The sequence below is a fragment of the Shewanella sp. P1-14-1 genome (assembly GCF_001401775.1).
Taxonomy (GTDB): Bacteria; Pseudomonadota; Gammaproteobacteria; order Enterobacterales; family Shewanellaceae; genus Shewanella; species Shewanella japonica.
In genome coordinates, this window is sequence record NZ_LKTL01000010.1 from 128,514 (window position 1) to 154,695 (window position 26,182).

At 40.5% G+C, this 26,182-nt stretch carries 20 protein-coding genes; 13 read left to right on the forward strand and 7 right to left on the reverse strand.

Annotated features, from left to right (window positions below):
- The first annotated feature begins 235 nt into the window (after positions 1-235).
- Positions 236-766 carry a thioredoxin family protein gene (locus AN944_RS09325; protein WP_080915139.1) on the forward strand — a complete coding sequence of 177 codons (531 nt, stop codon included), beginning with the start codon at positions 236-238 and terminating at the stop codon, positions 764-766.
- Between the two features lie 57 nt (positions 767-823).
- Here the strand turns inward: AN944_RS09325 and AN944_RS09330 are convergent, their stop codons facing one another.
- Positions 824-3,409 (reverse strand): TonB-dependent siderophore receptor, encoded by a 2,586-nt coding sequence (locus tag AN944_RS09330; RefSeq protein WP_055024335.1) that lies wholly within the window; start codon positions 3,407-3,409, stop codon positions 824-826.
- 487 nt (positions 3,410-3,896) lie between these two features.
- On the opposite strand from AN944_RS09330, the gene AN944_RS09335 reads away from it, so the two are divergent.
- The gene (locus AN944_RS09335; protein WP_055024336.1) at positions 3,897-5,495 is read left to right on the forward strand and encodes an AMP-binding protein; all 1,599 of its coding nucleotides are present in this window, start codon (positions 3,897-3,899) and stop codon (positions 5,493-5,495) included.
- 200 nt (positions 5,496-5,695) lie between these two features.
- On the opposite strand, the gene AN944_RS09340 is transcribed toward AN944_RS09335, so the two are convergent.
- Together AN944_RS09340 and AN944_RS09345 are read right to left on the reverse strand one after the other, a co-directional pair.
- Complete coding sequence (locus tag AN944_RS09340) at positions 5,696-7,492, reverse strand: ABC transporter transmembrane domain-containing protein (RefSeq protein WP_408005079.1); 1,797 nt, start codon at positions 7,490-7,492, stop codon at positions 5,696-5,698.
- Between the two features lie 171 nt (positions 7,493-7,663).
- On the reverse strand, positions 7,664-8,071 hold the full coding sequence (locus AN944_RS09345) for a hypothetical protein (protein WP_055024338.1): 408 nt from the start codon (positions 8,069-8,071) through the stop codon (positions 7,664-7,666).
- Between the two features lie 225 nt (positions 8,072-8,296).
- On the opposite strand from AN944_RS09345, the gene AN944_RS09350 reads away from it, so the two are divergent.
- Positions 8,297-9,433 (forward strand): methyltransferase, encoded by a 1,137-nt coding sequence (locus AN944_RS09350; RefSeq protein WP_055024339.1) that lies wholly within the window; start codon positions 8,297-8,299, stop codon positions 9,431-9,433.
- 904 nt (positions 9,434-10,337) lie between these two features.
- On the opposite strand, the gene AN944_RS09360 is transcribed toward AN944_RS09350, so the two are convergent.
- Complete coding sequence (locus AN944_RS09360; protein ID WP_055024341.1) at positions 10,338-11,078, reverse strand: FadR/GntR family transcriptional regulator; 741 nt, start codon at positions 11,076-11,078, stop codon at positions 10,338-10,340.
- A 335-nt stretch (positions 11,079-11,413) separates the two neighbouring features.
- On the opposite strand from AN944_RS09360, the gene AN944_RS09365 reads away from it, so the two are divergent.
- The 6 genes from AN944_RS09365 to AN944_RS09390 all read left to right on the forward strand — a co-directional run bounded on the left by AN944_RS09365 (position 11,414) and on the right by AN944_RS09390 (position 19,112).
- The gene (locus AN944_RS09365; protein ID WP_055024342.1) at positions 11,414-11,668 is read left to right on the forward strand and encodes a hypothetical protein; all 255 of its coding nucleotides are present in this window, start codon (positions 11,414-11,416) and stop codon (positions 11,666-11,668) included.
- 205 nt (positions 11,669-11,873) lie between these two features.
- Positions 11,874-14,186 carry a polysaccharide lyase 6 family protein gene (locus AN944_RS09370; RefSeq protein WP_082419970.1) on the forward strand — a complete coding sequence of 771 codons (2,313 nt, stop codon included), beginning with the start codon at positions 11,874-11,876 and terminating at the stop codon, positions 14,184-14,186.
- Between the two features lie 2 nt (positions 14,187-14,188).
- On the forward strand, positions 14,189-16,480 hold the full coding sequence (locus tag AN944_RS09375; RefSeq protein WP_082419971.1) for a heparinase II/III family protein: 2,292 nt from the start codon (positions 14,189-14,191) through the stop codon (positions 16,478-16,480).
- 9 nt (positions 16,481-16,489) lie between these two features.
- A complete protein-coding gene (locus AN944_RS09380) occupies positions 16,490-16,837 on the forward strand; it encodes a cupin domain-containing protein (RefSeq protein ID WP_055024343.1) in 348 nt (115 codons plus the stop codon).
- Positions 16,834-18,132, forward strand: coding sequence for an MFS transporter (locus AN944_RS09385; protein WP_055024344.1), 1,299 nt, complete (start codon positions 16,834-16,836; stop codon positions 18,130-18,132). Before AN944_RS09380 ends, AN944_RS09385 begins: the two co-directional genes overlap by 4 nt.
- A 41-nt stretch (positions 18,133-18,173) precedes the next feature.
- Positions 18,174-19,112: a sugar kinase gene (locus AN944_RS09390; RefSeq protein ID WP_055024345.1), complete on the forward strand. Its 939-nt coding sequence runs from the start codon at positions 18,174-18,176 to the stop codon at positions 19,110-19,112.
- 323 nt (positions 19,113-19,435) lie between these two features.
- Here the strand turns inward: AN944_RS09390 and AN944_RS09395 are convergent, their stop codons facing one another.
- Together AN944_RS09395 and AN944_RS09400 are read right to left on the reverse strand one after the other, a co-directional pair.
- Positions 19,436-20,302 carry a sterol desaturase family protein gene (locus AN944_RS09395; RefSeq protein WP_055024346.1) on the reverse strand — a complete coding sequence of 289 codons (867 nt, stop codon included), beginning with the start codon at positions 20,300-20,302 and terminating at the stop codon, positions 19,436-19,438.
- A 154-nt stretch (positions 20,303-20,456) separates the two neighbouring features.
- On the reverse strand, positions 20,457-21,482 hold the full coding sequence (locus AN944_RS09400; RefSeq protein WP_055024347.1) for a DUF2804 domain-containing protein: 1,026 nt from the start codon (positions 21,480-21,482) through the stop codon (positions 20,457-20,459).
- 230 nt (positions 21,483-21,712) lie between these two features.
- On the opposite strand from AN944_RS09400, the gene AN944_RS09405 reads away from it, so the two are divergent.
- From AN944_RS09405 to AN944_RS09420, 4 genes are all read left to right on the forward strand, one after another.
- Entirely contained in the window at positions 21,713-22,279 is a 567-nt protein-coding gene (locus tag AN944_RS09405; RefSeq protein ID WP_055024348.1) for a YajG family lipoprotein, read from the forward strand.
- Positions 22,280-22,305: 26 nt separating this feature from the next.
- Complete coding sequence (locus AN944_RS09410; protein WP_055024349.1) at positions 22,306-22,890, forward strand: peptidylprolyl isomerase; 585 nt, start codon at positions 22,306-22,308, stop codon at positions 22,888-22,890.
- A gap of 305 nt (positions 22,891-23,195) precedes the next feature.
- Positions 23,196-23,534, forward strand: a complete 339-nt coding sequence (locus AN944_RS09415; RefSeq protein WP_055024350.1) for a hypothetical protein — start codon at positions 23,196-23,198, stop codon at positions 23,532-23,534.
- 120 nt (positions 23,535-23,654) lie between these two features.
- Positions 23,655-25,109, forward strand: coding sequence for an AmpG family muropeptide MFS transporter (locus tag AN944_RS09420; protein WP_082419972.1), 1,455 nt, complete (start codon positions 23,655-23,657; stop codon positions 25,107-25,109).
- A 128-nt stretch (positions 25,110-25,237) separates the two neighbouring features.
- Here the strand turns inward: AN944_RS09420 and AN944_RS09425 are convergent, their stop codons facing one another.
- Positions 25,238-26,173, reverse strand: coding sequence for a hypothetical protein (locus AN944_RS09425; RefSeq protein ID WP_055024351.1), 936 nt, complete (start codon positions 26,171-26,173; stop codon positions 25,238-25,240).
- Positions 26,174-26,182: the final 9 nt, after the last annotated feature.

Sequence of the window (26,182 nt, forward strand, 5' to 3'; positions counted from 1 at the left end):
TAAATCCTTCATTCTACCGTGATTATTCATGCTCACTATGCTTGAGCATTTCTGTGGCCACTACTAATGAGTTCAGCGTTATTTTTCCGCGCAGAATAGATAAAAATACTGAAATCATGTCGCAAAAAAACGTACGTTATCATGAATGAGCCTTTACAACATTCATTTAACCTCAATTTAAGCAAACCTTGATATAGTACACTGTATTAACATGCTTTTTACTCGAGAAACCACAATGTCATTAATGCTACCGATTTTACTTGGATTATTACTTGCCGGAATTGCTCTACTCATATTTTTTAAAATTAAAGGAAAAAACATTCCTGGTATCGTAATCGTAATATTGGGCTTTATGACAATCTGTTTTACTGGGGTTTATGCTTTTTTGGAAAAAACCGAAGACTACAATGCCTATAAGCGATTGCAGTGGCAACCCCTTAACCCCGCTCAAATTATGCCATTGGTTGAGCAAGGCTACACCGTATTTGTCGATGTCGATGCAGACTGGTGTCTTCCTTGCCGCACCAATAAGGCCAATGTGACCCATCGTGAAATCGTGGTAAACGCACTTGAGGCAGATAACCTTATTTTGATGAAAGGTAACTGGAGTCAACCTAATAAAATGATTGAGGATTACGTTGGTAAAGAAGGTGGAATAGGAACGCCTTTTAACAAAGTCTATGGACCATCACACCCTCAAGGTATCTTATTACCTGTAGAGTTAACCATAAACGCCGTGTTTCAGGCGTTAGAAGCAGCTAAATAATCTCCACGCAAAAAAAAGACTGCCTAGGCAGTCTTTTATGTACGACGTTAACGTAATTTAGAAAATATAGCTTAACTTACCGTAGTAAAAGCCACCATTGTAATCAAATGGACCACTTTCATAATACACTGCACCTAGCACGCCTTGAGTACCATCTTTTAACTCTTGCGCTTCTTGGTCAAACAAGTTGTTTGCTCCAACAGAAAGCGTTAATTGATCAAACATGGTGTAACTGACTTCTAAGTCAACAGTAACAGCTGAGTCTGCCGTTTCAGAGCCCCAATCTGAGGTATCATCCGCATGGGTTGCATAGTATTCACCAAAGTAATTACCACGCAATGACACACTGATATCATCCCAGGTTTGCCCCCAAGTCAATGTCGCACGGTGAGCCGGAATGCCATCTTCTAAGCGGCGAACTTTACCTTCATCAGTCGTCTCAGGATCGAACTTATCAACACTCGTGTCAGTCCAGCCATACGCTAAGCTGAACATCGTATCACCTGACATTAACTCTGTTTCGTAAGAGCCGACAATATCGATACCTTGCGTCGTGGTATCAAAGTCATTGGTATAATAAGTCACCGCAGAGATGAGTTCAGGGAACTCAACACCAGCATCTCTTAAATCATCATAATCTTCTGGTTCTACCGCAATTTGACTTGACTGAGCAATACGACCTGTCACCTCAATATTGTAGTAATCAACAGTTAAGAAGAAGTCGTCATACTCAAATACAGTACCAATGGCATAGTTAATTGACTCTTCAGGCTCTAATACTTCACCGCCATAAAATGCTGCTAACGGATCGGTTGGAGGCGCAATAAAGGTTTGAATTAAATCACCGTTAACAATAGATGTCTGAGTATTCACGACATTTTCTTGACCAACAGTTGGTGCTCTAAAGCCTGTGCTGTGCGATGCACGCATAGACCAGTAATCTGTGAAAGAGTACTGGGTCGAAATTTTATAGTTTAGTGTATCGCCAAAGGTTGAGAAATCTTCGTAACGAAGTGCAATCCCTAACAACCAGTCATCCGTTAAATACGCTTCAACATCAGCGTAAATACCAATATTACTACGGTCATTTTTACCTGCAGCTTCTGGTCCAAACCCTTTAAAACCATGAGAACCAATATTGAAGCCTTGATCAGCATAAGGACCAGCTATCCAAGATGCTTCTTCGCCTTGAGTAATTTCAAAAGACTCTTCTCGCCACTCAAAACCCGTTGCAAAACTAATATCTTCAATCGAGCCAAGTGTAAAGTAACGTGAAAAATCGAGATTTACCGTTGTTTCAACTTGCTCATAAGCACCTGTATCAAAATCGGTTTGCGTGTCCTCAGGATTCGCAGCAAGACCGAGTGATGGGTTTAATGAATTATAAAGGCTAAAGCTTGATTTGTTTGAGCCTGTGCCCGCACTGGCATCATACATCCACTCACCTAACTCACCTTCAATACCAGCAAAGAAAGACATATCTTCAATGGTTCCAGCAAATTGCGGAGTATAACCACCTGGACGCACTTGGTTCATAGAGAAACAATTAGCATCAGCAACCATTGCTTGATATGCCGCAGTGTCTAAAACGTTGCCATCTGAACCATCAGCATTTTTCGGGATTGGCACTGGAGCACAGGTTGATTGGTCGCCGTTAACAGCCCCTACTAATAAGTTTTCACCGCCATCAACTGAGTAAACGTTGCCACGGTTATGTGGGTTACGATAATAAAATCCACCAATTGCTTCACGAGAAGACACATTACCAAATGCATAAATACGATGGTTATCATTTAAGTCAAAACCTGCATTAACAAAAACGGTGTAATCATCATTAATTTCTGGGTTACCCCAAACTTGAGCAGGATCATTTACGTAAGTATTGCCTTGTTCGATTAAATTGCCAGCATCAGGACGCTGCACACTGCGACTGGTGGCATCTGCGGTTTTATACTGCGCACTAATATTAACAAAGCCAGCATCGGTCAAAGGTAACCCAATGTTGCCATCGATAGTCGTTGTCGCGCCATCACCTTCATAGTACTCGCCTTGACTGATACTAATTGAACCGCCTTCAGCACTATCTTTTAGTTGGAAGTTCATCACACCAGCAATAGCGTCAGAACCGTATTGTGCCGCAGCACCATCACGTAATACTTCAACTTGCTTAAGCGCAATACTTGGGATAACAGAAATATCCGGTCCTTGAGCACCATCGTTAATACCACCACCTTGGAAAGCAATAACAGAAGCACGGTGACGACGCTTACCATTAACAAGGATCAGGGTACTGTCAGAAGGAAGACCACGTAAATTGACTGGGCGAACAAGTGTGGCGGCATCACTAATAGGTTGGGCACGCGAGTTAAAAGAAGGCACTGATGTCACCAGCATATCAATCATATCAGTTGAGCCATTTTTTCTCAGGTCATCACTACTGATAATATCTACTGGCACGGGTGATTCACCAACAGAGCGAGGCGCCGCTCGGCTACCTACTACGGCAATTTTTTCAACATTTTCGGCGACTTCTTCATCCTCAGCCATTGCTGCTGTAGACATAACTGAGCCTGCTAAAGCTACCGTTACAGCAAGACTTAACGAATTTAAGCCAAACTTCCTTTTCTTTAGATTAGTCATCATTTTTTGTCTCAAATTATTATATTTATGCTTGTGACGGGTAATTTAATCAGGTGTTTACAATTAAATAATCGTCTCTCCCAAAATGAAATTCTTTCACTTTCATTTACATTTCTATAACAAATAAAACGTAATTGCTAACTATTTCTACTCCCACTAAAAATAATAATCGCCATAAGCAGGCTAAATCAGGATAAATAACTTAACCTCATGAAAATAACCCACAATTTTAGTTACATTAACTAGAGTTAAGCTTTTACTAAAAAAGAATCTACTAATACAGCTATTATAGTTAGTTCAAAAAACCAACAACCTGCAAATTTAAAAGCTCGATCAACCAACAAGTTAATAGAGTACAAACTCTAGATTAATTAATAAGATAGATGAAGATTGACTATTTTCAGTAGACCTTTTAATGTAATTCAACCAATCTAAACAAGTGTTTGATTTTCTCGAATAACAATAAATCATGAATAAAAGGGACAGTCTCATGGCGTATGACGCAGAATCACAGCTCAACTTAGATCAATACCACTCTCTAGTCGATTTAATTGAAAAGACCTGTCAGCAGTACGGAAATAACATTGCTTATGCGTGTTTAGGAAAGAACACCACATTTAAAGAAATCGAGTCCGCCTCACGACATTTTGCTGCGTATCTACAAAATCACACTGATTTAACTGCAGGGGACAGCATTGCTATTCAATTGCCCAATATTACTCAGTTTGTCATTGCCGCATACGGAGCCATGCGAGCAGGGTTGGTTATCGTCAATACAAACCCACTTTATACAGAACGTGAACTGATCCACCAATTTAATGATTCAGGCGCTAAAGCCTTGGTTGTACTTTCTGATTTGCTACCCACGCTCAATAATGTCGTCTCAAATACAGGTATTTCATTAGTCATTAGTACCCACGCCTTGGATTTAATTTCGCCTCAACCGCAAATAGATACCCCATTCAATAAAATTGAATTTAATCAGATGCTACTTGAAGGTGAGCAATCCACTTTCACTGCTGTTTACCCAAAACAAACAGATCTAGCCGCACTGCAATACACAGGTGGCACCACTGGCTTATCAAAAGGAGCCATGTTAAGTCATCGCAATATGCTAGCTAACTCGGCTCAAGTAAAATCTAGAATTGCCAGCACGATGACACCAGGTAAAGACGTTTTCGTTGCGCCATTGCCGATATATCACATCTATGCCTTTATGGTGAATCTAGTACTCTATTTCGAATCAGGAAGTTGCTCGGTTTTAATCCCAAACCCAAGAGATATCCCAGGGTTAATTAAGACCATGAGTAGCTACCCTTTCACTGGCTTTGCAGGACTTAACACGTTATTTGTTGGTTTATGCCACCAACCAGATTTTCAAGCACTAGACTTTAGCCGACTCACCATTACTATCTCTGGCGGAACGGCGCTTACAAGTGCTGCAGCAAACATATGGCAAAAAACCACAGGTTGTATGATTTCAGAAGGTTATGGTTTATCAGAGACTTCACCTGTCGTGAGTTTAAATGCTCCTGGTTATCAACAATTAGGCACGATTGGTAAACCCGTTCTCGAAACGCAGGTAAAAATTCTCGATATCAATGATAATGAAGTCCCGCTAGGTGAAGCAGGAGAGCTTGCAGTAAAAGGCCCGCAAGTCATGCAAGGCTACTGGAATAAACCGCAAGAAACGGCCAATGTCATGACCGAAGATGGATATTTCAAAACCGGTGACATTGCAGTTGCAACGCCTGATGGTTTTCATAAAATTGTCGATCGCAAAAAAGATATGATCATTGTGTCAGGATTTAATGTTTATCCTAACGAAGTTGAGGATGTATTATCGCAGCACGAATTAATCCTTGAATGTGCTGTCGTTGGGGTCAGTGATGATAAATCTGGTGAGGCAGTTAAAGCCGTAATCGTTTTAAAAGAGCCAACATCTGATGATGCAGCCACAAAACAGCTCATTTCAGACTATTGTCGCAGCCAATTAACCGCCTACAAAATTCCAAGGTTAATTGAATTTACCGAGCAACTACCTAAAAGCACCGTTGGTAAAATTCTTAGACGAGAACTCAGAAAATAACACTTATTGGTAAACAGCCCACGACAATGAGTTAAAGTGGGCTGCTTATCTGTTCGTTAGGCCATCAACACTCAAGGCATGCATACCCAAGGTTTAAGCACTCAAGGTTTAAGTAATTAGCCTACAAATATTCAAAACATGGTTTGAAATAGCCGGTCACTCATATCTCGTTCTTTAAACCTAGCGCTTTCACCAAATCCTTATATTGATGTGTCAGTCAGTAACTGCAAACTAGCAAACTCTTTATAGGTCTCACTCGATTGCATAAGCTCTTGATGTGAACCAATCGCCACCACTTCACCCTTTTCTAACACAATAATCCTATCAGCATTGATCACTGTCGCTAATCGATGGGCAATAATTAACGTCGTTCTACCTTGCATCAAATTATCTAAGCCTTGCTTAACTTTTACTTCGCTAACAGCATCAAGCGCACTCGTGGCTTCATCAAGTAATAGGATTGGTCTGTCAGCAAGAATAGCTCTAGCAATGGCAATACGCTGCTTTTGTCCGCCAGACAATTTAACCCCACGTTCCCCTAAATACGTATCATACCCATCCGACAACTCTTGAATGAACTCATGGGCTTTTGCTGTTATACAGGCGTTTATCACCTCTTCTTTTGTTGCATCAGCTCGCCCGTAGCGGACATTTTCAAAGACATTAGTGGCAAAAATAACTGACTCTTGCGGCACTAAGGCATATTGCTCCCTTAGCTGCTGTAAAGTGACTTCAGCCACATCCACTCCGTCTAAAAGCACTTTGCCTGATTTAGGTTGATAAAATCGCAGTAATAGTTCAAATAAGGTGCTTTTACCTGCGCCACTCTCACCAACTAATGCCACTCTTTCACCCGCTTTGATCTCAAGATTAATTCCCTTAATCACATCTTCATTACTACTTGGGTAAGCAAACCTTAACGACTCAAGTGACAAACTGCCATTGATTGCAGCAGGCAAAAACTTAGGCGCTTTAACCTCAGGGATATCAATAGGGGTATTGACCAGCTCAATTAGTCGTTCAGCTGCACCTGAAGCTCGTTGTATTTCACTAAAAACTTCACTAATGGTGGCCACAGAGCCCGCCGCCATAACAGCGTAAAACATAAATGCGGATAGTTCTCCAGCGGTAATATTTTGCAACATGACATCTTGAGCGCCCACCCAAAGCACGACAGCAATTGCAGCAATACTTAAAAACATCACCGACGAAATTAATATCGAACGATATAAAATACGAGTTTGAGCAACAGACATCACCGCTTCAACCTGTTGATTAAATACATTGCGGTCTTGTTGTTCGTGACCATAAGCTTGCACTGTGTGTATCTCATGCAAGGTCTCATCAATATTAGCGCCTAAATCGCCAACTTTATCTTGGCTCTTACGCGAGTACTCTCGCACTTTTTTACCCAGTAATATCACAGGTACAAACACTAAAGGCACAGCAAGCAGTACAAGGCCAGTCAGCTTTAAGCTGGTAATTGCCATCATCACTAAGGCACCAGTAACCGTAACTGATGAGCGAAATGCCATCGATAAACTACTACCAACCACGCTTTGCAATAAGGTACTGTCAGCGGTAAAACGAGAGATCACTTCACCCGTTCTTTGCTCCGCAAAAAAAGCAGGGGATAAATTAAGTAAATGGTTATAGACCTTCAGACGAATATCCGCAATCACACGCTCGCCGAGCCAAGTCATCAAATAAAAACGACAAAATACCGCTGTGCCGCTGATAGCTGTGATGCCCAAAATAAACAAAACAATCTCGTTGAGTCGGTCAGCATTATCTGCAACAAAGCCTTCATCGACCATCATTTTGACCCCTTGGCCAAGAGACAACCAAGCAAAAGAGCCAATAAAAAGAAAAGTAATAGCGGCAACCACTTTTAGCTTATGTGGCTTTAAAAAACCCATAATCCAAGGAAAAACGGCATATTGAGTGGCGGGTTCAGGTTTGATGTTGGTGATGTCACTTGCTGAGGTAGAGTTCAAAATAAATACCCATAAACACATAAGGGCATCAATAGTATCAACAAACAACGAATAAAATGAAGGAATAACAATAACAAGTTAATGCATGAAGTCAGTTTGGCTGTAAGGTCAAAAAAGTGGTTACAGGGATACGAGTAACCACATTAAACAAAGAATGAGTTGAGCGCCGACTTACTCTTTTATATTGGTATCAATCGACTTTAGTGATCGCAAAAAGATCCCTAAACCACCCACACTTAATACCAGAATCACAATTAAATCGAATGCACTCATATGGCTAAAGCGGAAGTTAATAGAACTTATCACACCAAATATTAAACCGACTAATGAACCAAAGGTTAAGATCCAACCCAATATATTCTTCGCATTATAAAACATTAGTCCAATACCAAACATGAAGGGGATCATAATCATCCCGCTCGTTAGATTCATGCCACCAACACTGTATAAGCTATGACTAAAACCAAAAGAACTGGTAACTTTTATTGCTTTTAGCAACATGTAAAAGCCGCCACACATCATGATTAAGCCGATAAAAAACGAACCAATTCCACCTGATGTACCACCTGCACCGTTCATACAACTCCTTTGTAGAAAAACGTAATCTTGTGTTCGATGTTACTGTCAGCGATCTACAATAGCAATATTGTTTCATCTGTAATCGATGGCGCATTTTTCAATACATTAAATATTTAGTGCAACGGCATCCTTTGCAGACTTGCCTTACACTCTACCCTCGCACATTGACAGCTTATCTGCGATAATTGCCGGCTATTTCATGATGGTTGCTTTAGGTAAAAAATAATGACGGTTAGTGAGTTTTCTTGTGCAGGTATTGAATTAGCGTTATTTCGCTACCCTAAGCAGCAAGAGTCAAATCTGCAAGCTTGGGATGCCGCAGATGAGCACTTAATAAAACACCTTGTTGAAACCGCACATATTCCAGCTAATACAGCTATTTTGAATGACAATTTCGGCGCACTTCAATGCGGCCTCACTCGTTTAGACAACACCTGGCCGCTGTGGATTGAAACTGATGCTAAAACCAGTTTACTTGGCGCAGAGTACAACCTTAGCGCTAATGAGTTGGCACCAACGAACATCACCCGCCTTAATAGCCGAGAGCAACTGCCTAATGACATTAAATTGGTCATTGTTAAACTGCCTAAAAATCTGACTTATTTTACCCAGCAATTACAACGTTTATCGCAAGTATTAGCTGAGGGAACTCAAATTCTAATTAGTGCTAAAGCAAAGAATATTAATAAATCATTACTTGGCCTCATTGAACAAAATTTAGGCCCAGCTTCTGCAAGTTTAACGTGGAAAAAAACACGTATCATTACCTGTACTGCTGACGGGATAAAGCGATCATTACTTAAAGAAGTCTCTTGGCCAGTTAAAGAGTTTAATTTAACCATCAATAACTTCAGTAATGTATTTGCTGCCAACAAACTCGATATCGGCGCACGTATTATGCTAGATAATATGCCAGAAGGCGCCTTTAAAACCATCATCGATTTAGGATGTGGAAATGGCATTTTAGGTTTACGTGCCGCACAACTGTACCCACAAGCGCATATCCATTTTGTAGATGATTCTGAAATGGCTATTGCATCAAGTCAGTACAACTGGGAAGCAAACGGACTCAATCATGATCAAGGACATTTTCATTGGGATGACTGTTTAACCCACTTAGATGAAAACGTCAGTGCCGACTTAGTCTTATGTAATCCGCCTTTTCACCAAGGAGAAGCAATTACCGATCATATTGCTTGGCAAATGTTTCTTGATGCCAAAAGACGATTAGCGACAGGCGGTATTTTACATGTTGTTGGCAACCGTCATTTGTCCTACCACATTAAACTAAAACGTATTTTTAAAAATTGCACTACCGTTGCATCAAATGGCAAGTTTGTCATTTTACAAGCCACTAAATAGACGAAAGTTAATCTCATCGATTAACTGTCGTCAACATGGCTATTTCCACGGTACTTTTCCAAGATTAACAGACTAACTGGCAAGTTTAATGGGCATTCGAGTTGTTCAAAACAAGGTCCAATGGATTTGGTAATGGGATATTCTCGCAGCGAGATGTCAGTTTTCTCGCTACGAATTAGTGAAGAGTAAACATGCCGAAATAGACTAATTGCTAAAGCTTGTCTTATTCATGCTGACATAAAATCTAGTGTTTTAACTATTAACGCCCTCGCTAGATTACATCACATCATAACCAGCCATAAACAACCATAAGCAACCATTAGTAGCACAAACCAATGATGACTCTCCATCAAATGGCCGCGAAACTCAACGAACTATCAACCCGTAATCTGTCAATATTCACCACAATAATTAATTGGTAATAACACACAAAACAAATTGGTTGACAATTGATTTTATTAAAAGATATTATTGGTTTTAAAACGTGCTCCAAGTCACACTTGTAAGGGCCTCCAGCGTTTACAAATTTAGAACATTTATATAATTCAATGAACTTAAACGCAGATAAAACAGCGGTTAAAGCTTTACCAACCAAGCCTTTAAGCATAAAAAGTATGCCTTTAAGGAATAAAAACTGGTTCAACAACGCCTATGTTAATTGTTTAAAACATCTATTTTATTAGTTTAACCAGGTTGTGCGCTCCAGATCCCCCCCTCGTTTGGAGCGAAAAAAAGGCCTCTCATATCGAGAGGCCTTTTTACTAATATTGGCAGAATCATCTTAGTTCAATACAAATAAGATACTGTTTATAAAATACTGTTTATAAAATAAAAAGCCTTCTCGTTAAAGAAGGCTTTTAATCTGTTAGTGAAAGCGACTGCGCTTTTACTCACCTGGGACTAATTAACCCAATCGGTTAACCAAATTATCAATCGAGTATAAATCACGTTTTTCGCTGTTCTTACGACGGACTTCTTCAAGTGCTTGAGCTTCAACAGTATCGAATAACACATTGATTAATCTATTAAAGTGCTTATGCATTGCTAAACGTGCTTCTGATGCATCGTTTGCAGCTAACGCTTTATAAATGGAAGTATGCTCATCAAGTGTTTTCTTATTATCTTTACTACAAACACTGTCGTAATCAGTAATTATTTTTTGGCTTGATGCACGCAATGCCCATAGGTTTTGAAATGACTTAATCAATGCGCCGTTACGAGTCGCATTGGCAATTATTTGATGGAACATTTCATCAGCCTCTTCGACATAAGACTTATTTTCCATCATTATCAATGTTTTATTTAACTCAACCAATTCTTCTTCAGTGATAGTATTGGCAGCTAACGCAGCAATTTCACCTTCTACTAAGGCGCGAGCTTGAGTTAATTCAAATGCATTAATCTTGTTTGCAGGGTTATTGGTCGCAACAGATTGTAATACATACACGCCCGAGCCTGTTTTAACTTCAATTTTTTCGCGCACTTCCAGTGCAATAATTGCTTCACGAATGGTGGGTCTGCTGACATCAAACTTTTCAGCTAACTCTCTTTCTGGCGGTAAGCGACTACCTGGTGCATATTCGCCGTTAGCAATAGACGCTTCAATCTCTTCAACGATGCGCCAAAACATACGCCTATTCTTCATGTCTGGTCCTTCAATAGTTAAAACCAATTAGATTTAGTTATTACTTACCATCATATCTATTTACTAAGTCAACGCAAATCCTATTTGAAATTTTTATTGTACTTGAACGATTTTCGCACTAGCTTAAGTCTAGTTAATAATTTGTTATTGGCAATAACAAAAATAAAAACAATTTGCACAATTGGTAACACAAAGTGGTTGACAAAACACCTTACCATTGGTTAGTTTCTACTCAGACACAAAGTTGTATTTAAAATAGAGTGGTATTTAAAGATCGTGTTTAAAGGATTGTGTTCACATTTTGATTAAGCAATATGTAATCTGGGGAGATTAACGTGAAACTCAATAAAATCAGTAATGCACTGAGATTAAGCAGAAGGCATTTTCAGCCAAAATCTGCACTCTACAGTTCAGCACTATTAGCCTTTATCGCATCACCAGCTTTCGCACAAAATGAAGTTGACGCTGTTGAAGTCACAACGCCAAATGCGCAAGTATCAGAACAAGAAGCAGATAATAAAAATGACAGCCCTGATATGGAAGTCATTAAAGTAAGCGGACTTCGCGGCACAATGAGCCGAAAATCATAACACGTGGTAATGACACCACAGTTGCTGATTATTCTCGCTCAGGCTTTAAGTATTTCCTTGGTGCAAAAGTTAAGTTTTAACCTCAAGTAAAACTTAGTCGTACAGCTCCTATCTCGATGATTGAGATAGGAGTTTATTTCCAAGGTAAAGATTGAACAAAGTAATCAAACGACCTAGCGCTAATAAATATAAAAAGAGAGTCATTATGAGTTTTCAAAGCAAGTCGACAAACAGCCCAACAAACAATGACAAGTTGTTCTCACTTTCGTTAAAGTCCGCGTTTATGCTGAGTTTAGTGTTTTCTTCAAGCTATATTCAAGCCGCTTCCTATACCGTAAGCACGCCTGATGAATTTAAAGACACAGTAAAAAAGCTGGTCGCTGGAGATAACATTATTCTTGCTAACGGTACTTGGCAGGATTTTGAAATTAAGTTTAAAGGCCAAGGTACAAAAGAAGCCCCTATTTCACTAACGGCAGAGACTAAAGGGAAAGTTATCCTTTCTGGTCAATCAAACTTAAAAATGTCAGGTGAATATTTACATGTATCTGGCTTAGTTTTTAAATCAGGTTTCACCCCAAGCAATGAAGTCATTGCATTTAGAACCAGTAAAAACGATCTCGCAAATAACTCCCGAGTTTCTGAAGTCGTGATTGATAATTACAGCAACCCAGATAGACATGAGTCTGATTACTGGGTGTCTTTATATGGCAAAAACAACCGTTTTGACCACAACCATTTAGTTGGAAAGCGCAATAAAGGTGTGACATTAGCCGTCAGATTAAATACCGAAGCCAGCCAAGAAAATCACCATAAAATTGATCACAACTACTTTGGTCCAAGACCGATTCTTGGGTCAAATGGCGGAGAAACATTGCGCATTGGCACCAGCCATTATTCGATGAGCGATTCTTTTACGGTTGTTGAAAATAACTATTTCGACCGTTGTGATGGTGAAGTAGAAATCATCTCAATTAAGTCTGCTAATAATAAAGTTAGCAATAATACATTTTTTGAATCACGCGGAACCCTTACCTTACGACATGGCAATGGTAACCTCATCGACAGTAATGTGTTTTTGGGTAATGGCGTAGACCACACAGGCGGCATTCGTATTATTAACCGTGACCAAACCATTACTAATAACTATTTAGAAGGTCTTAAAGGTTACCGATTCGGAAGCGGCTTTACGATTATGAATGGTGTACCTAACTCACCCATTAATCGTTATCACCAAGTCGTTAATGCTAACGTTCACCATAATAGTTTTATCGATGTCGACCACATTCATTTAGCTGCAGGTAGCGATCAAGAACGCTCAGCAGTACCAAAAGATTCTTCTGTCTCTGAAAATCTATTTGTTAATAATAATCAACAAGCTCCCTTCTCTATTTTTGACGATATTTCGGGAATTTCATTTTCAAACAATATCTCTAATGAACTATCGAATAACGAGATTGAACAAGGGATTAAGCCAACTGAAATTAAATTAATCCGCGAGAAAAATGGCTTACTTTACCCAACGTCAGGTAATGACAACATTGGCGCTCCTAAAAGCCTTTCTCCAACGTTAAAGTCGCAAACAGGTGTTAACTGGTACCCAAAAACAGAGCCAGAAACCGCATTTGATTCAGGAAAAACGCATACTGTTGCTAATGCAGAAGCCTTTATTAATCAAGTGAAGTCAGCAGCAGATGGTGATGTCATTTTATTAAAAGCAGGTCAGTATCATGTTGAGAAAATTCTTGAACTTGATAAAACACTCACCATTAAATCAGCGCAAACAGAAAAGCCCACGATCACCTTTAGTCGCCCAACTTTATTTGAAATTCAAAATGGCGGTAGCTTAAAGCTTGATAGTGTAAAAATTAGTGGTGCCAACAGCTTAGACTCTGCAGGCAACACCGTTGTTAGAACCAGCAAATGGGGCATGTTAACCAACTACCGCTTCAGTATGTTTAACAGCGATATCGAGCAGCTTAATATTAACCATTCGTTCCACTTTTTTGACTCTGGAGCACGCGCGTTTGCAAATAACATCGAGATAATCAACAACAACTTTAATCTCATTACCGGTGATATTTTTAGACTCAATAAAGAAACTGACGACTTAGGTATTTATAACGCTGAATATCTGACTATCAATAACAATCACTTCAACCAAATTGAAGGCGCTATTGTGAAGTTGTATCGAGGTGGCACCGATGAAAGCACCTTTGGCCCACACCTAAGCTTTAAAAATAACGACGTTAAACAAGTCGGCAATGGCAAACGCAATAAAACCCATGCAAGTTTGTTCCTCCATGGCGCTCAAGTTGCTGACATCAACAAAAATCAATTTGTAGATAGTGCGTACGTCAACATTGAACACACCACTGGTGAGCCCATTACTAAGGTCACTCACAATCAGTTTACCAATACAGCCAAGCCTAAAGTCACAGAGTTATATGCAATTGGTAAAACCACTGCATTAATCGCTGATAACACGGTTAACCACACTAACAATAAAGCGCAGTAATTATGATTTCTTTATCGATAGCCTTAATCAAACAATCAGCTTTAGTAAAAAGCATACGACGTTCTGGTGTATTTGCTTTCTCAGTCACTTTGTTAGTGTCTGTGAGCGCCTTATTATCACCAGTGCATGCATCACAATCGACACATCCAAACTTAGTTGTAAATCAGCAAGATGTGTTAACTATGCGTGCTGCAATTAAACAACCAGGTTCATTTAAACAAGCATTTGAAGCTCAAAAAGCTCAAGTTGATACCTTATTAACACAACCGATTTTGGTGCCTGTTCCTGTCGATGCAGGCGGTGGTTATACGCACGAACGCCACAAGAAAAACTATCAACAAATGTACGACGCTGGCATGATGTATCAGCTGACTCAACAACAAAAATACGCTGATTATGTGCGTGATATGTTACTTGAGTATGCCAAACTATACCCAAGCCTTCCTTTACATCCGAAGCGTAAGTCACGCAACGAAGGTAAGTTATTTTGGCAAGGGTTGAATGAAGCGGTATGGCTAGTTTATACCATCCAAGCGTATGACTTTATCGTAAGTTCGCTTGATGACTCTCAGCGAAAAACCATTGAAACTGGCATTCTTCTTCCAGTGGCAGACTTCTTGTCAGTGCAATCACCCCATACCTTCAATAAGGTTCATAATCATGGTACTTGGGCGACTGCTGCTGTGGGGATGACTGGCTTTGTGTTAGATAAGCCTGAGTTAGTAGAAACAGCACTGCTTGATCTTGAAAAATCAGGCAAAGGCGGTTTTTTACGTCAACTAGATGAGTTGTTCTCACCAGATGGTTATTACAATGAAGGGCCATATTATCAACGCTATGCCTTACTACCTTTCGTTACCTTTGCTAAAGCCATCGAGCAAAATCAACCTGAACGCAAGATTTTTGAGTACCGCAATAATATTTTACTCAAAGCTATCTACAGCACAGTTGAATTAAGCTACAACCGTTTATTCTTTCCGTTAAATGATGCAATTAAGAGTAAAGGCATAGATACCACTGAACTTGTGATTGCGGTCAGCATTGCTTATGGCTTAACAGCTAATAATGATTTAGTTGATATTGCAAAACAACAAAACAGAATCTTACTCACTGGAGATGGCCTTAAATTAGCGCAAGCAATCGATGCGAATAAGCCAAGCCACTATCCTTTTAATTCACGTGAATTCCTTGATGGTAAAAATGGTGATGAAGGTGCATTAATTGTAATGCGTCAGCACACCCCGACTGATCAGGCAATCGTATTCAAAGCAACAGCTCAAGGCTTAGGTCACGGTCATTTTGATAAGCTTACATGGCAATTTTATGATGCAGGCGAAGAAATTGTCTCAGATTATGGCGCTGCTAGATTCTTAAATATTGAAGCCAAAGCCGGTGGACGTTACCTACCTGAAAATAAGACATGGGCAAAACAAACCGTTGCGCACAACACCTTAGTTGTCGACGAGACCAGTCATTTTAAAGGTGATGTAAAAGTGGGTAATAAAAATCACCCTATCGTCGACTTCTATCATCATGATGACAAATTAACGCTAGCATCTGCTCATATCGATACCGCTTATGATGACGTCAATATAAGCCGAACCATGGCATTGGTTTCTGTCAAAGTTGATGACAAAGACACGCCACTTGTGTTTGATATCGTCGAGGTTAATAGCGACAACTCACATCAATATGACCTGCCATTACACTACCAAGGGCAACTAATCGACAGTAACTTTGCTCGTCAAGCTGCAACGGAAAAGTTAACCCCACTGGGTAAGCAAGCGGGTTATCAACACCTGTGGCTTAAAGCGAATGCGACGCCTAAAAAAGGGGTAGCAAAAGTCACTTGGTTAAACGACAACGGTCTGTTTTATACCCATAGCAGTATCGTTGATGGCAATACTGACGTGTTATTTACTCAGCTAGGGGCCAATGACCCTGACTTTAACCTACGTAATGAGCATAGCTTTATTCAACGTACCAATAGCAAGCAACATCGTTTTGTAAGCGTATTGGAGCCCCATGGCGAATATAACCCATCGGCTGAATACACCCTTAATGCCACCAGCAATTTAGAAACCCTAACTTATGAACGTCAAGGTGATCTCAGCATTGTCGGGTTTAGCGTTCTCAGTAATCAAGGTAGTACAGCTTTTGTACTTGCCATAAACCACCAAACCAAGAATAGCTTGGACAACAACAAAGATAACAACACAACCCAGCGCTTTTCTTATCTAGGCAAAACATACAGTTTTGACACTAGATACCAGTTAATACAAATTTCGCAGTAGGAGTTAACAATGAAACAGAGTGAACACTTTTCATTTGGCAATGAAACGGAAATCGAAGATATCGGTGGCGGTCTTAAACGCCAAATGCTTGGCTTTAACCATGAGTTAATGGCCGTCAAAATTTGGTTCGAGAAAGGTGCTATTGGTTATAACCACGCCCATCGTCATTCTCAAGTGACTTATGTTGTTGAAGGGGAATTTCACTTCAATATCGATGGTGTCACTAAAATCCTAAGAGCTGGAGACAGTTGTTTCATTCCGCCCCATGCAGACCATGGGGCAACCTGCCCAACTGGCGGTATTTTAATTGATACGTTCAGTCCTGCTCGAGAAGATTTTGTAGAGGGATTAGCATGAAAATCAACAACCTTCGTTGGTGGGTAATTTTATTGATCGCCATTGCGACAATTATTAACTACATTGACCGTTCTGCACTTAGCGTACTGTGGCCTGATATTGTGGAAGACATCTTCCCTGATGAGTCTGCCCTAGAACGTAAACAGATTTACGCCAATATCTCTATTGTGTTCATTTTATCTTATGCCTTTGGTCAAGCCATATTTGGCAAAATTTTTGACTGGGTCGGTACACGCCTCGGGTTTGTTCTATCAATTGGTGTTTGGTCGATTGCGACTGCGTTACATGCATTCGCTCAAGGCGCATTAAGTTTCAGTTTTTTCCGCGCCATACTCGGTGTAGCAGAAGCAGGTAACTGGCCTGGAGCGGCTAAAAGTAACGCTGATTGGTTCCCAGCTAAAGAACGTGCCTTAGCACAAGGTATCTTCAATTCTGGTGCAGCGATTGGCGGTATTATTTCTATTCCACTCATTGCTTACATGACAGTTTATTTTAGCTGGCAAATGATTTTTGTGGTTATCGGTCTAGTCGGTCTATTGTGGCTTATTCCATGGATTATCTTGGTTAAAGCACCACCTAAGTCTCACCCTTGGATCACCGAAGCAGAACGTGAATATATTCTTACAGGTCAAAAAGTAACTGACGATTCAGGTGAATGCGACCAAGAAGAATATAACCCAACAACAGGTCAACTGTTAAAGCACAAACAAAGCTGGGGCGTGATCATTGCCTCTGCTGCAATCGATCCTATTTGGTGGTTATTTGTATTCTGGATCCCGATTTACCTCAACGAAGTTTACGGTATGGATGTTAAATCTATCGGTATTTACGGTTGGGTTCCATATGTAGGTGCCATGCTGGGAGCTTGGTTCGGTGGTTTGCTAGCGCAAAATCGCATAAAAGCGGGTTGGAATATTAACAAGACCCGTAAACTGACGATCACTTTAGGTTGTTTAATCATGCTCCCAGCACTCATTAGCATGGCGAGTCCTGGTGGCCCAACAACTGCGGTAATCATTATGGCGGTGATCTTATTTGGTTTCCAAACAGCTATTGGTAATGTGCAAACGCTACCTAGTGACTTATTCGGTAAAAAAGCCGTTGGTTCACTAGCAGGTTTCTCTGGCATGGCTGCTAAATTAGGTGCATTAGGTTTAACAGCATTAGTGCCATACCTCACTGCAGACGGTAACTACACACCAGCGTTTGTTATTGGCGCGTCATTAGCTGTTATTGCCATTGTTGCTGTTTGGGTGTTGATTCCTAAAATTGAGCCTGTCAAAAAGCCTCAATAACTTAGCAATATTTTTTAATCCTTGTGAATAAGGCTCCGTAAATGAAAAACATGTTTTTACTTGGCGAATGTATGATTGAGTTGATGACAACCTCATCAAACACCATGAAGCAATCATTCGCTGGTGATGTTTTTAACACGGCTGTTTACCTAAAGCGCACGTTTGCAGATGTGAACGTGCAATTGGTCACAGCGGTAGGTAAAGACCCATTCAGCCTTAATATGATTCAGTATTTTAAAGATGAGAACATTGGTACGGATTTAGTGTTTACATCAGACACAAAGATCCCAGGTTTATATTCGATACAGTTGGATGAACATGGTGAGCGCAGCTTTACCTATTGGCGTGAAAATGCTGCAGCCCGTCAAGTTATGCAGCACATTCAGTCTGAGCAAATAGCGCAATTGTCTGCTGGTGATATGTTTTTCTTTTCAGGCATTTCATTAGCTGTTGTAGAGCCTCAGGCCAGAAATGATTTCTGGTCTATGGTGAAACAATTAAAAGCATCCGGTGTGCAAATCGTGTTTGATCCAAATTATCGACCTCGATTATGGCAAAGCCCGAACGAAGCCAAAGCGCAATTTGAGCTGGCATTTCATGCCGCCGATACTCTGCTACCGGGTATTGACGATTTTGAACAACTTTACGCCATAAATAACGCTGCTGACATGATAGGTTTTTTAGCCCCATTCGGCATTGACGAGCTCATCATTAAAAATGGCCCTGAATCTGTCGTTGCATTATTTAACCAATCTGAGCCAGTTGAATTTAAGGTAAAACCTGTCACGAATGTGGTGGATACCACCTCTGCTGGTGACTCGTTTAACGGTGTGTATTTAGGGGCAAGAATGAATGGTATTGCAGTATTAGATGCCATTAACCTCGCCTCTAAATCGGCAGCATTTGTTATTCAGCATAAAGGCGCAATCGTAGACAAGGTCGAGTTTAATCAGTTTAGCAAGACATTATCTCTATCGTAAAAAACATTTGTCCTCGTGTTGATGAGTCGCCGATTAACTACTCATTGCTCAGCGGTTCAATTAATGCAGGCTAATGAATTAGCTAAAGATAATTTAAGCTGGGGCTGTACCCAAAGAGCCCTTTTTTATTTGGCTCAACCTACTTTATTGGTATCCACTCCCTTTCAGGTATCAATAATGTAGGTTAGGCCATTTCCTATCTCGCCCCTAACCTCATCAATAAAGCTTCAGTTGCCACAATCACCCAAATCCCCAATCTAAGAAGTGCATAAGCGCATATCATTGAAAGAGTATCTAGCGACAAGAATTAGCAGCTAATGTGCTTACTTCTTTGTAGACGTTTCTTGTTGTGGCGGCGAGAATAACACCGACAAGCGCTGCTTAATCGATAAGTCAGGCTGACTGACATCTTTGAACATATCTCGCCATTCAGCAAAGCTAACCACTATCGGATTCATGCTATTTACCGGTTTTGTAATCCCATAAATAACCGTCGCTTTTTCAGGCTCAAAGGTACCAAATAACTTATCCCATATGATCAACACCCCAGCATAGTTCTTATCGATATACTCTGGGTTTTGACCATGGTGAACTCTGTGATGGGAAGGCGTGTTAAAAATCCACTCAATTGGTCCAAGCGTCTTCACCGCTTGGGTGTGCACAAAAAACTGTAACCCTAAGTTCAGTAACACCACAAACACCACCCAATTAGGTTCAAAACCAATCACTATCAAGGGTAGCCAGAATAACCACATTCCAGCCAATGGATACATTAAGCTCTGCCTGAAGGCTGTACTAAAATTCATATTTTCAGAGCTGTGATGCACCACATGTGCGGCCCACATCCAACGGATCCGATGACTTGCACGATGAAACCAGTAATAAAAGAAGTCTTGTAACACCATCAATAAGAGGAAACTGAGTACCCCCATTTCAATATCAAATAACTTCCAACCAAAAAAGTATAAATACACTTTCGCGATTAACAGGCCAGCAAGAATGTCAGTCAATTGATGCATGCCAGCTAAACAAACATTACACCAGACCTCCGCTTTTTGATAACGAGCAGAAAGCGGTAATTTGTGGCGTAAATCCCCTAAAAACCACTCCAATAAAATGCAAATAAAGAACACAGGCGCAAGCACTAAAAGTAGTGCTTCGGGGTGATCGATAATTGAATTCAAATCCATTGAATGTCCATCCTAGTTATTATTATTTTGAACTTATTTTTTAATGTTAGTTTCTTGATGTTAGTTTCTTGATGTTAATTTCTTGATGTTAGTTTCTTGATGTTAGTTTCTTGATATTAGTTTCAGAACCGTGCATGTCGTTATTAAACAAGGCCTACCATTTAGCAAAATGATCTTCTGTCAGCCCAAGCTGATTTCGTAAAACATGTTTACGGTTATTATTATCAATAATATGGCCACTAAAATAACCAATGTACTGCCTGAAGTTACTTTTCAAAAAGCCAAAGTTGCGTTTTTCACTACGACAATTTAACGCCCTAAAGGTCAAATCCACTTGGTTATCAGCAGTGCTAAGTTGCCAATAATCGTCACTTACATGTCGATTAAAATCAAACTTAACCGCAGGTAATAAATGTCGCTCGCCATTTATCCAAAGCACATTTTCCGTTGCACCTGTTTCATTTACGCCAGCAGCAAGATTAAGTCCAAGCACACCGTGCTCAACCTGCGCATTGATTGACGCCCAGCGCCAGCTCGTTTCACGGCGCATATACCCCGCAGAGAAATCATAGCCGCCAAGTGCGTATTGTAAAGGCTGTGGCTCATGCTTAATGGTTAAGCTGCCTTTAACTTTTAAGCCATTGTGTTTTTGGGTGTACGTCCAGCCGTTATACCCCGTTGGGGTACATAAGCTCATAGGTAAACTCAGCACAGGCGGCTCTAACGTTAACTCGGCCTGAATATCGTCAGTTTGAATACTGAGTTGCCATACGCCTTCTTTGATGGAAAAAACAATAGGACCTTGCTTGTGCTTAATACGGGCTTTTCCTTGCAAAGGAGAGCGCGAAACCGACATTCCCCATGACAGTGGCTTTAAGGCTTGAGTTTCAGTTAAGCGGTTTTTTTCAATATCATACAAATAACAAAAACTACTACCAACATAGCGGATATCAGCTATAGCAACACCAATGATATACCTAGGCGTGGTGATATTGATAAATTGAAACTGCTTATAATCAAAGTACTTTGCCCACCAAGAGCAAGGCTTATCCATTTCATTGAAATAGTGAAACTGTTTAATGCTTAGATCTGATACCGCACCATCAAAATGACCAAATATAGGTTGTCCTTCAGCATTCATTAGCTTGTCAGGTGCAAGTTGTAAGTGATTCATTGACATACTTATTCCGTGTGTTATCTCTGTATGTGGTTTATTACGCTTGCGCACTAATTACTCTAACGTGAACAAATTAACAGTTGAAGTCAAATAGCGTGAATTTGCGAATAAGATTCTTACAGCTCAAATCCTCAATATGGATATCAGGTTACGCTAATTAACTGTACTAATTAGGCTGGATTGGTGCTTAAAATCTGTTATTCTGAGCCCACCATTTTTTATTATTTTTAGTTATGAAATCATTGTCATTAGTGCTTTGCTCCGCCCTATTTTTAACCGCTTGCGCCAGTCATACCCCCACTCATATTGCACTAAACCCCAATGTGCCTGTATCAGAGTATAAAATTGATCGCTTTGATTCTGTTGCAGTCAGCACCATTGACGTTCGTAAAGCTAACTTTATTGTGAGATTTAACAAAGAAGGCGAAGCTGCAAAATTAGTCAGCCCAAGTGAACCTATTAGGCAACAGCTTGATGACGTATTTAAAAAGGCAATGAGAAACGCTGGTTATCAAGTCGACCCAGCGGCCAGCCACACCGCACAATTCCAATTAGACTATCTACTTACAGATGTCACTGAGTCAACATTCGGTTTTGAAGCAAAAACAGCACTAACTATCAATGTTGTCGCAAAAAACGAGAACCAAGAATTCACTAAGATTTACAATGCAAGAGGCATGTTAAAAGGCCCATTTAGCCCTGACTTTGCCACTCTTGAATTAGACATGAACAAACTCATTGATGAGTTAACCACTAAAATCATAAACGATGCAGAACTGCATCAGTTTTTACAACAATAACACTCACCCCGAATAAGGAAAATCTCATGCTAAAGTGGATTGCTGCCAGCATTTTGTTACTGACATCCATGGTGAGCCAAGCCGCCATTGATATTCAACCTAACACGCTTTACCCACAAGTCGAGTTTGATACCACTATGGGTAAAATCGTCGTTGAATTGGATCGCACCCGTGCCCCGCTCACTGTCGACAACTTCCTTACTTATGTCGTTAAAGGTGAATACGACAATACGATTTTTCACCGTATTATCGCTGATTTTGTTGTTCAAGGTGGCGGCCTGAGCCCTGAGCTTGAAGAACGTGAATCTATGGACCCGCTATTTAACGAATCAGGAAACGGGTTATCAAACAGTATGGGCACGATTGCCATGGCTCGTGATAATGATCCGCATTCTGCGACCCGTCAGTTTTACTTTAATGTAGGTGACAATAAAAACCTTAACCCTTCAAAACGCCGATGGGGATATGCGGTATTTGGCGAAGTCATTGAAGGAATGGCAGTTTTAGAAGCTATGTCTTATGTGCCGACTGGCCATAACGATGAATTAAACTGGCCTGATTTTCCTATCAAAGAAATCAAACTGAATAAAGCGACACTACTGAAAAAATAAAAAAGGGCCATAATTACCACTTTTTATTAAATCATTTTTTCAACAACAGCTGGAGTGAAACATTGATTTTGCTCCAGTTTTTTTAGCCTGTTATCTTTGGTTTACAAATTATTCCAGAACAAAACGCTGAATTTTCGATGACAATGTAAATTCGAGTAAATATTCAACAATCCTGACTATACTTACCTAACCTATTCACTGTTTTACTCCCGTGTTTTGATTTCCGTGTGACAACACAAGCTCACACTCTTGTATTCATTTATCAGATTTTGTTCATGGATTGTATTTAAAAAAGGATGTCATCAATGACCCCAAATGACTTCATAGAAACAAAGGCGCCGCAGCTTGCCTATTATGGGAAAGCATTTTTAAATAACCAATTAGAGCACAGCGAAATTAAGCTCTACATGTGGGACGTACTCGAAGAGTGGCAATCTATTGCCGATAGCCCGACTTTCGAACCCCAAACTCCTACCGACACAGAAAAAGTATTTTGGCATCTTCTCCATTGTTTTGACCAATGGCCCGCGATTGTAATTAGAGGTAATCAATTCTTACGTCAACAAGTCGATGATTGCTGCGATTACATTAATATAGGTGGCACAATGCCATCAGGTTGTATCGGTTTACGGCCGACAAATTAACCAAAAGTTTCCCTTTGTTATCCCTGTTTTTATAATAGGTTAAATTTCCAATCAGAATGGCTTGAACCAATGAGCAGCGCAGCATAAGCTAGAGCCATTCTCCTTCAATCAGTTGCCTTAATGTCAGAACTGTTATCTCGTACCCGTGAAGCCTTATCTGTTTATTATCACAAACGTGTCCTTGCAATGTTATTGCTTGGGTTTTCTGCAGGCTTGCCTCTCATGCTGGTGTTTTCCACTCTTAGCTTTTGGCTTAGAGAAGCCGGTGTTGACCGTGCGGCTATCGGTTATTTTAGCTGGATAGCCCTCACCTATGCCTTTAAGTGGGCTTGGTCACCATTGGTTGACCGAATGGCACTGCCGGTATTTACACGGTTATTTGGGCGGCGACGAGGTTGGATGATCTTTGCCCAACTTGGTCTTGTAGCTGCGATATTAGGTATGGCGCAAAGCGATCCCCTCGTTGATTTAGAACAGCTAGCCATTTTTGCTCTCATTCTGGCTTTTGCCTCTGCCACTCAAGATATTGTGATTGATGCCTTTCGAATAGAATCTGCACCTCAAGACATGCAAGCGGCATTAGCTGCTGCGTACCAAGTGGGTTATCGCGGCGCTATGATAGTGGCAACAGCAGGCGCATTAACTATAGCCGCCTGGGTTGACCCAGGTAACACTGACTATAATTTAGAGGCATGGCAAACCGCTTACTTTGTCATGGCAATGCTCATGTCAGTGGGGCTCATTACCACCTTATTCTGTAAGGAGCCCCAAGTTGATACTAAAGATGCTGATGAGAACGAACGCCAATTAAAGCAAAAGTTTGCTCAAAAATACCCGACTAAAATGGCAAGTGCTATGGCCTGGTTATACAGTGCAAGCGTGTTGCCATTTGTCGACTTTTTCAAACGCTACGGTAAAAGTGCCATCCTGATTTTATTACTGATTTCTTGTTATCGGATCTCAGATATTGTGATGGGAATTATGGCAAATGTGTTTTACGTCGATATGGGCTTTAGCAAAGAAGAAATTGCGTTTTTAAGTAAAGCTTATGGATTAATCATGACTTTACTCGGTGCTGGTGCGGGCGGCATTTTAATTATGCGTTATGGCACGATGAAGATTTTATTTGTCGGTGCTTTACTTGTTGCAGTCACCAACCTACTGTTTGCTTGGCAGGCATACATTGGTTACAACGTGCCATTTTTAACCTTTGCCATTTCGGTAGACAACTTTAGTGCAGGGATTGCAACTGCCGCCTTTATTGCTTACCTATCCAGCTTAACTAGCAGCGGATACAGTGCCAGCCAATATGCATTACTGTCGTCAATTATGCTGCTATTCCCTAAGTTTATTGCAGGGTTTTCAGGGGTATATGTAAACGCATTTGGCTACGTTAACTTCTTTATTGCTGCCAGTTTAATTGGCTTCCCTGTTTTATTGATGATTAGCTTATTACAGCGCTACCCTCCCCCCTGCCAACAGGCTGATAAGCAAACAGCATCAACAAACCCTGATGCAAATAGCGCTAACGAAAAAAGCGCTGACGTAAACAGTGATGCCAATAAACTCACTTAGCAGAGTTAACAGACTTAACACGTATACTGCGCAGCAGCATTCATACGTCATCGAATACAGTTAGTCACAACAAAAAGCCCAACTTAACGTTGGGCTATTTTATACGCATTACATATACAGCATTGCAGTTACCACAAGCCTTTTGACTTAACTTTGCTGGCTCGAGCCAATTGAGAAGTTAGCTGAGACTCGGCCAGCTCTGTAGCGCCCATTTGAGAGCCACTGACCGATAATCCTTGATTAAGCTTATCTGCTACCGCTTGAAATTGGCTGGTTAACTGTTGTTGTAATAGCAAAATAGACTGCTGAATCGCTTTTTGATTAGTCTCAATGGAGGTTTGAATATCAGTGAATGGCACACGGTCATCTTGAGCTGAAAGCACATTATCTGGCAAGCTTGCCGACATTGATTCAATTTGTTGTGTTAGTGCAGATAGCATTTTTTGGTTACTGTGTTCAACCGTTGCTATTTGCTCACTTAATGTCGTTAGCGCACGATTAATATCAGCACTGTTAATTGCCTCTTGCAGTTCGGTGGTAAGCTTGCCACACAGCGACGCTTCTAATCCGCCGACGGCCTCTGTTGTATTGAGCTGCATTTTTTCAAAATGGCTTTGATACAAGCTTTGCTGCGCTTGAAACTCTTGCTGTGCACTCGCCTCCTGCTGCTTTAAGACTTCCTCTCGGTGACTTGCCAATATAGCTTCTAACTCTTGCCATTGAGCTTCCTCTAGACCTTGATGCGATGTGGCAAGGCCAGGCTCTATTGCTAGATCACTTTCAGTGTCATCAAATAAGCTTATTTGCTTCATTAATCGAGCAGCACTGACGCCATCCACATGATATTGCTCACTAATAAGCCTAGGTAAATCAGCCGAGACTTTGTGCAAATAAAGGCCGCTGAGGTAGATGTCTCGATGAAAGTGACTGCGCCGCTGAAGGGCAATATCTTTATCATCACCACGGCTTTTTTCCGTTTCTTGCCAAGCTCTTAAATTATCAATAGCAAAGCTATGTTGCTTATGTAGTTCTGGCGCTAAATTAAACGTGCACTGAATTCGCATAAAAGTTAC

What these genes read in the sequence shown, in the direction of transcription:
- AN944_RS09390 (WP_055024345.1), top strand. Translation starts at nt 18,174, where the DNA reads ATGAAAAACATGTTTTTACTTGGCGAATGTATGATTGAGTTGATGACA.
- AN944_RS09395 (WP_055024346.1), bottom strand. Translation starts at nt 20,302, where the DNA reads ATGGATTTGAATTCAATTATCGATCACCCCGAAGCACTACTTTTAGTG.
- AN944_RS09360 (WP_055024341.1), bottom strand. Translation starts at nt 11,078, where the DNA reads ATGAAGAATAGGCGTATGTTTTGGCGCATCGTTGAAGAGATTGAAGCG.
- AN944_RS09405 (WP_055024348.1), top strand. Translation starts at nt 21,713, where the DNA reads ATGAAATCATTGTCATTAGTGCTTTGCTCCGCCCTATTTTTAACCGCT.
- AN944_RS09420 (WP_082419972.1), top strand. Translation starts at nt 23,655, where the DNA reads ATGTCAGAACTGTTATCTCGTACCCGTGAAGCCTTATCTGTTTATTAT.
- AN944_RS09330 (WP_055024335.1), bottom strand. Translation starts at nt 3,409, where the DNA reads ATGATGACTAATCTAAAGAAAAGGAAGTTTGGCTTAAATTCGTTAAGT.
- AN944_RS09415 (WP_055024350.1), top strand. Translation starts at nt 23,196, where the DNA reads ATGACCCCAAATGACTTCATAGAAACAAAGGCGCCGCAGCTTGCCTAT.
- AN944_RS09375 (WP_082419971.1), top strand. Translation starts at nt 14,189, where the DNA reads ATGATTTCTTTATCGATAGCCTTAATCAAACAATCAGCTTTAGTAAAA.
- AN944_RS09350 (WP_055024339.1), top strand. Translation starts at nt 8,297, where the DNA reads ATGACGGTTAGTGAGTTTTCTTGTGCAGGTATTGAATTAGCGTTATTT.
- AN944_RS09410 (WP_055024349.1), top strand. Translation starts at nt 22,306, where the DNA reads ATGCTAAAGTGGATTGCTGCCAGCATTTTGTTACTGACATCCATGGTG.
- AN944_RS09345 (WP_055024338.1), bottom strand. Translation starts at nt 8,071, where the DNA reads ATGAACGGTGCAGGTGGTACATCAGGTGGAATTGGTTCGTTTTTTATC.
- AN944_RS09335 (WP_055024336.1), top strand. Translation starts at nt 3,897, where the DNA reads ATGGCGTATGACGCAGAATCACAGCTCAACTTAGATCAATACCACTCT.
- AN944_RS09425 (WP_055024351.1), bottom strand. Translation starts at nt 26,173, where the DNA reads ATGCGAATTCAGTGCACGTTTAATTTAGCGCCAGAACTACATAAGCAA.
- AN944_RS09370 (WP_082419970.1), top strand. Translation starts at nt 11,874, where the DNA reads ATGAGTTTTCAAAGCAAGTCGACAAACAGCCCAACAAACAATGACAAG.
- AN944_RS09385 (WP_055024344.1), top strand. Translation starts at nt 16,834, where the DNA reads ATGAAAATCAACAACCTTCGTTGGTGGGTAATTTTATTGATCGCCATT.
- AN944_RS09380 (WP_055024343.1), top strand. Translation starts at nt 16,490, where the DNA reads ATGAAACAGAGTGAACACTTTTCATTTGGCAATGAAACGGAAATCGAA.
- AN944_RS09400 (WP_055024347.1), bottom strand. Translation starts at nt 21,482, where the DNA reads ATGTCAATGAATCACTTACAACTTGCACCTGACAAGCTAATGAATGCT.
- AN944_RS09325 (WP_080915139.1), top strand. Translation starts at nt 236, where the DNA reads ATGTCATTAATGCTACCGATTTTACTTGGATTATTACTTGCCGGAATT.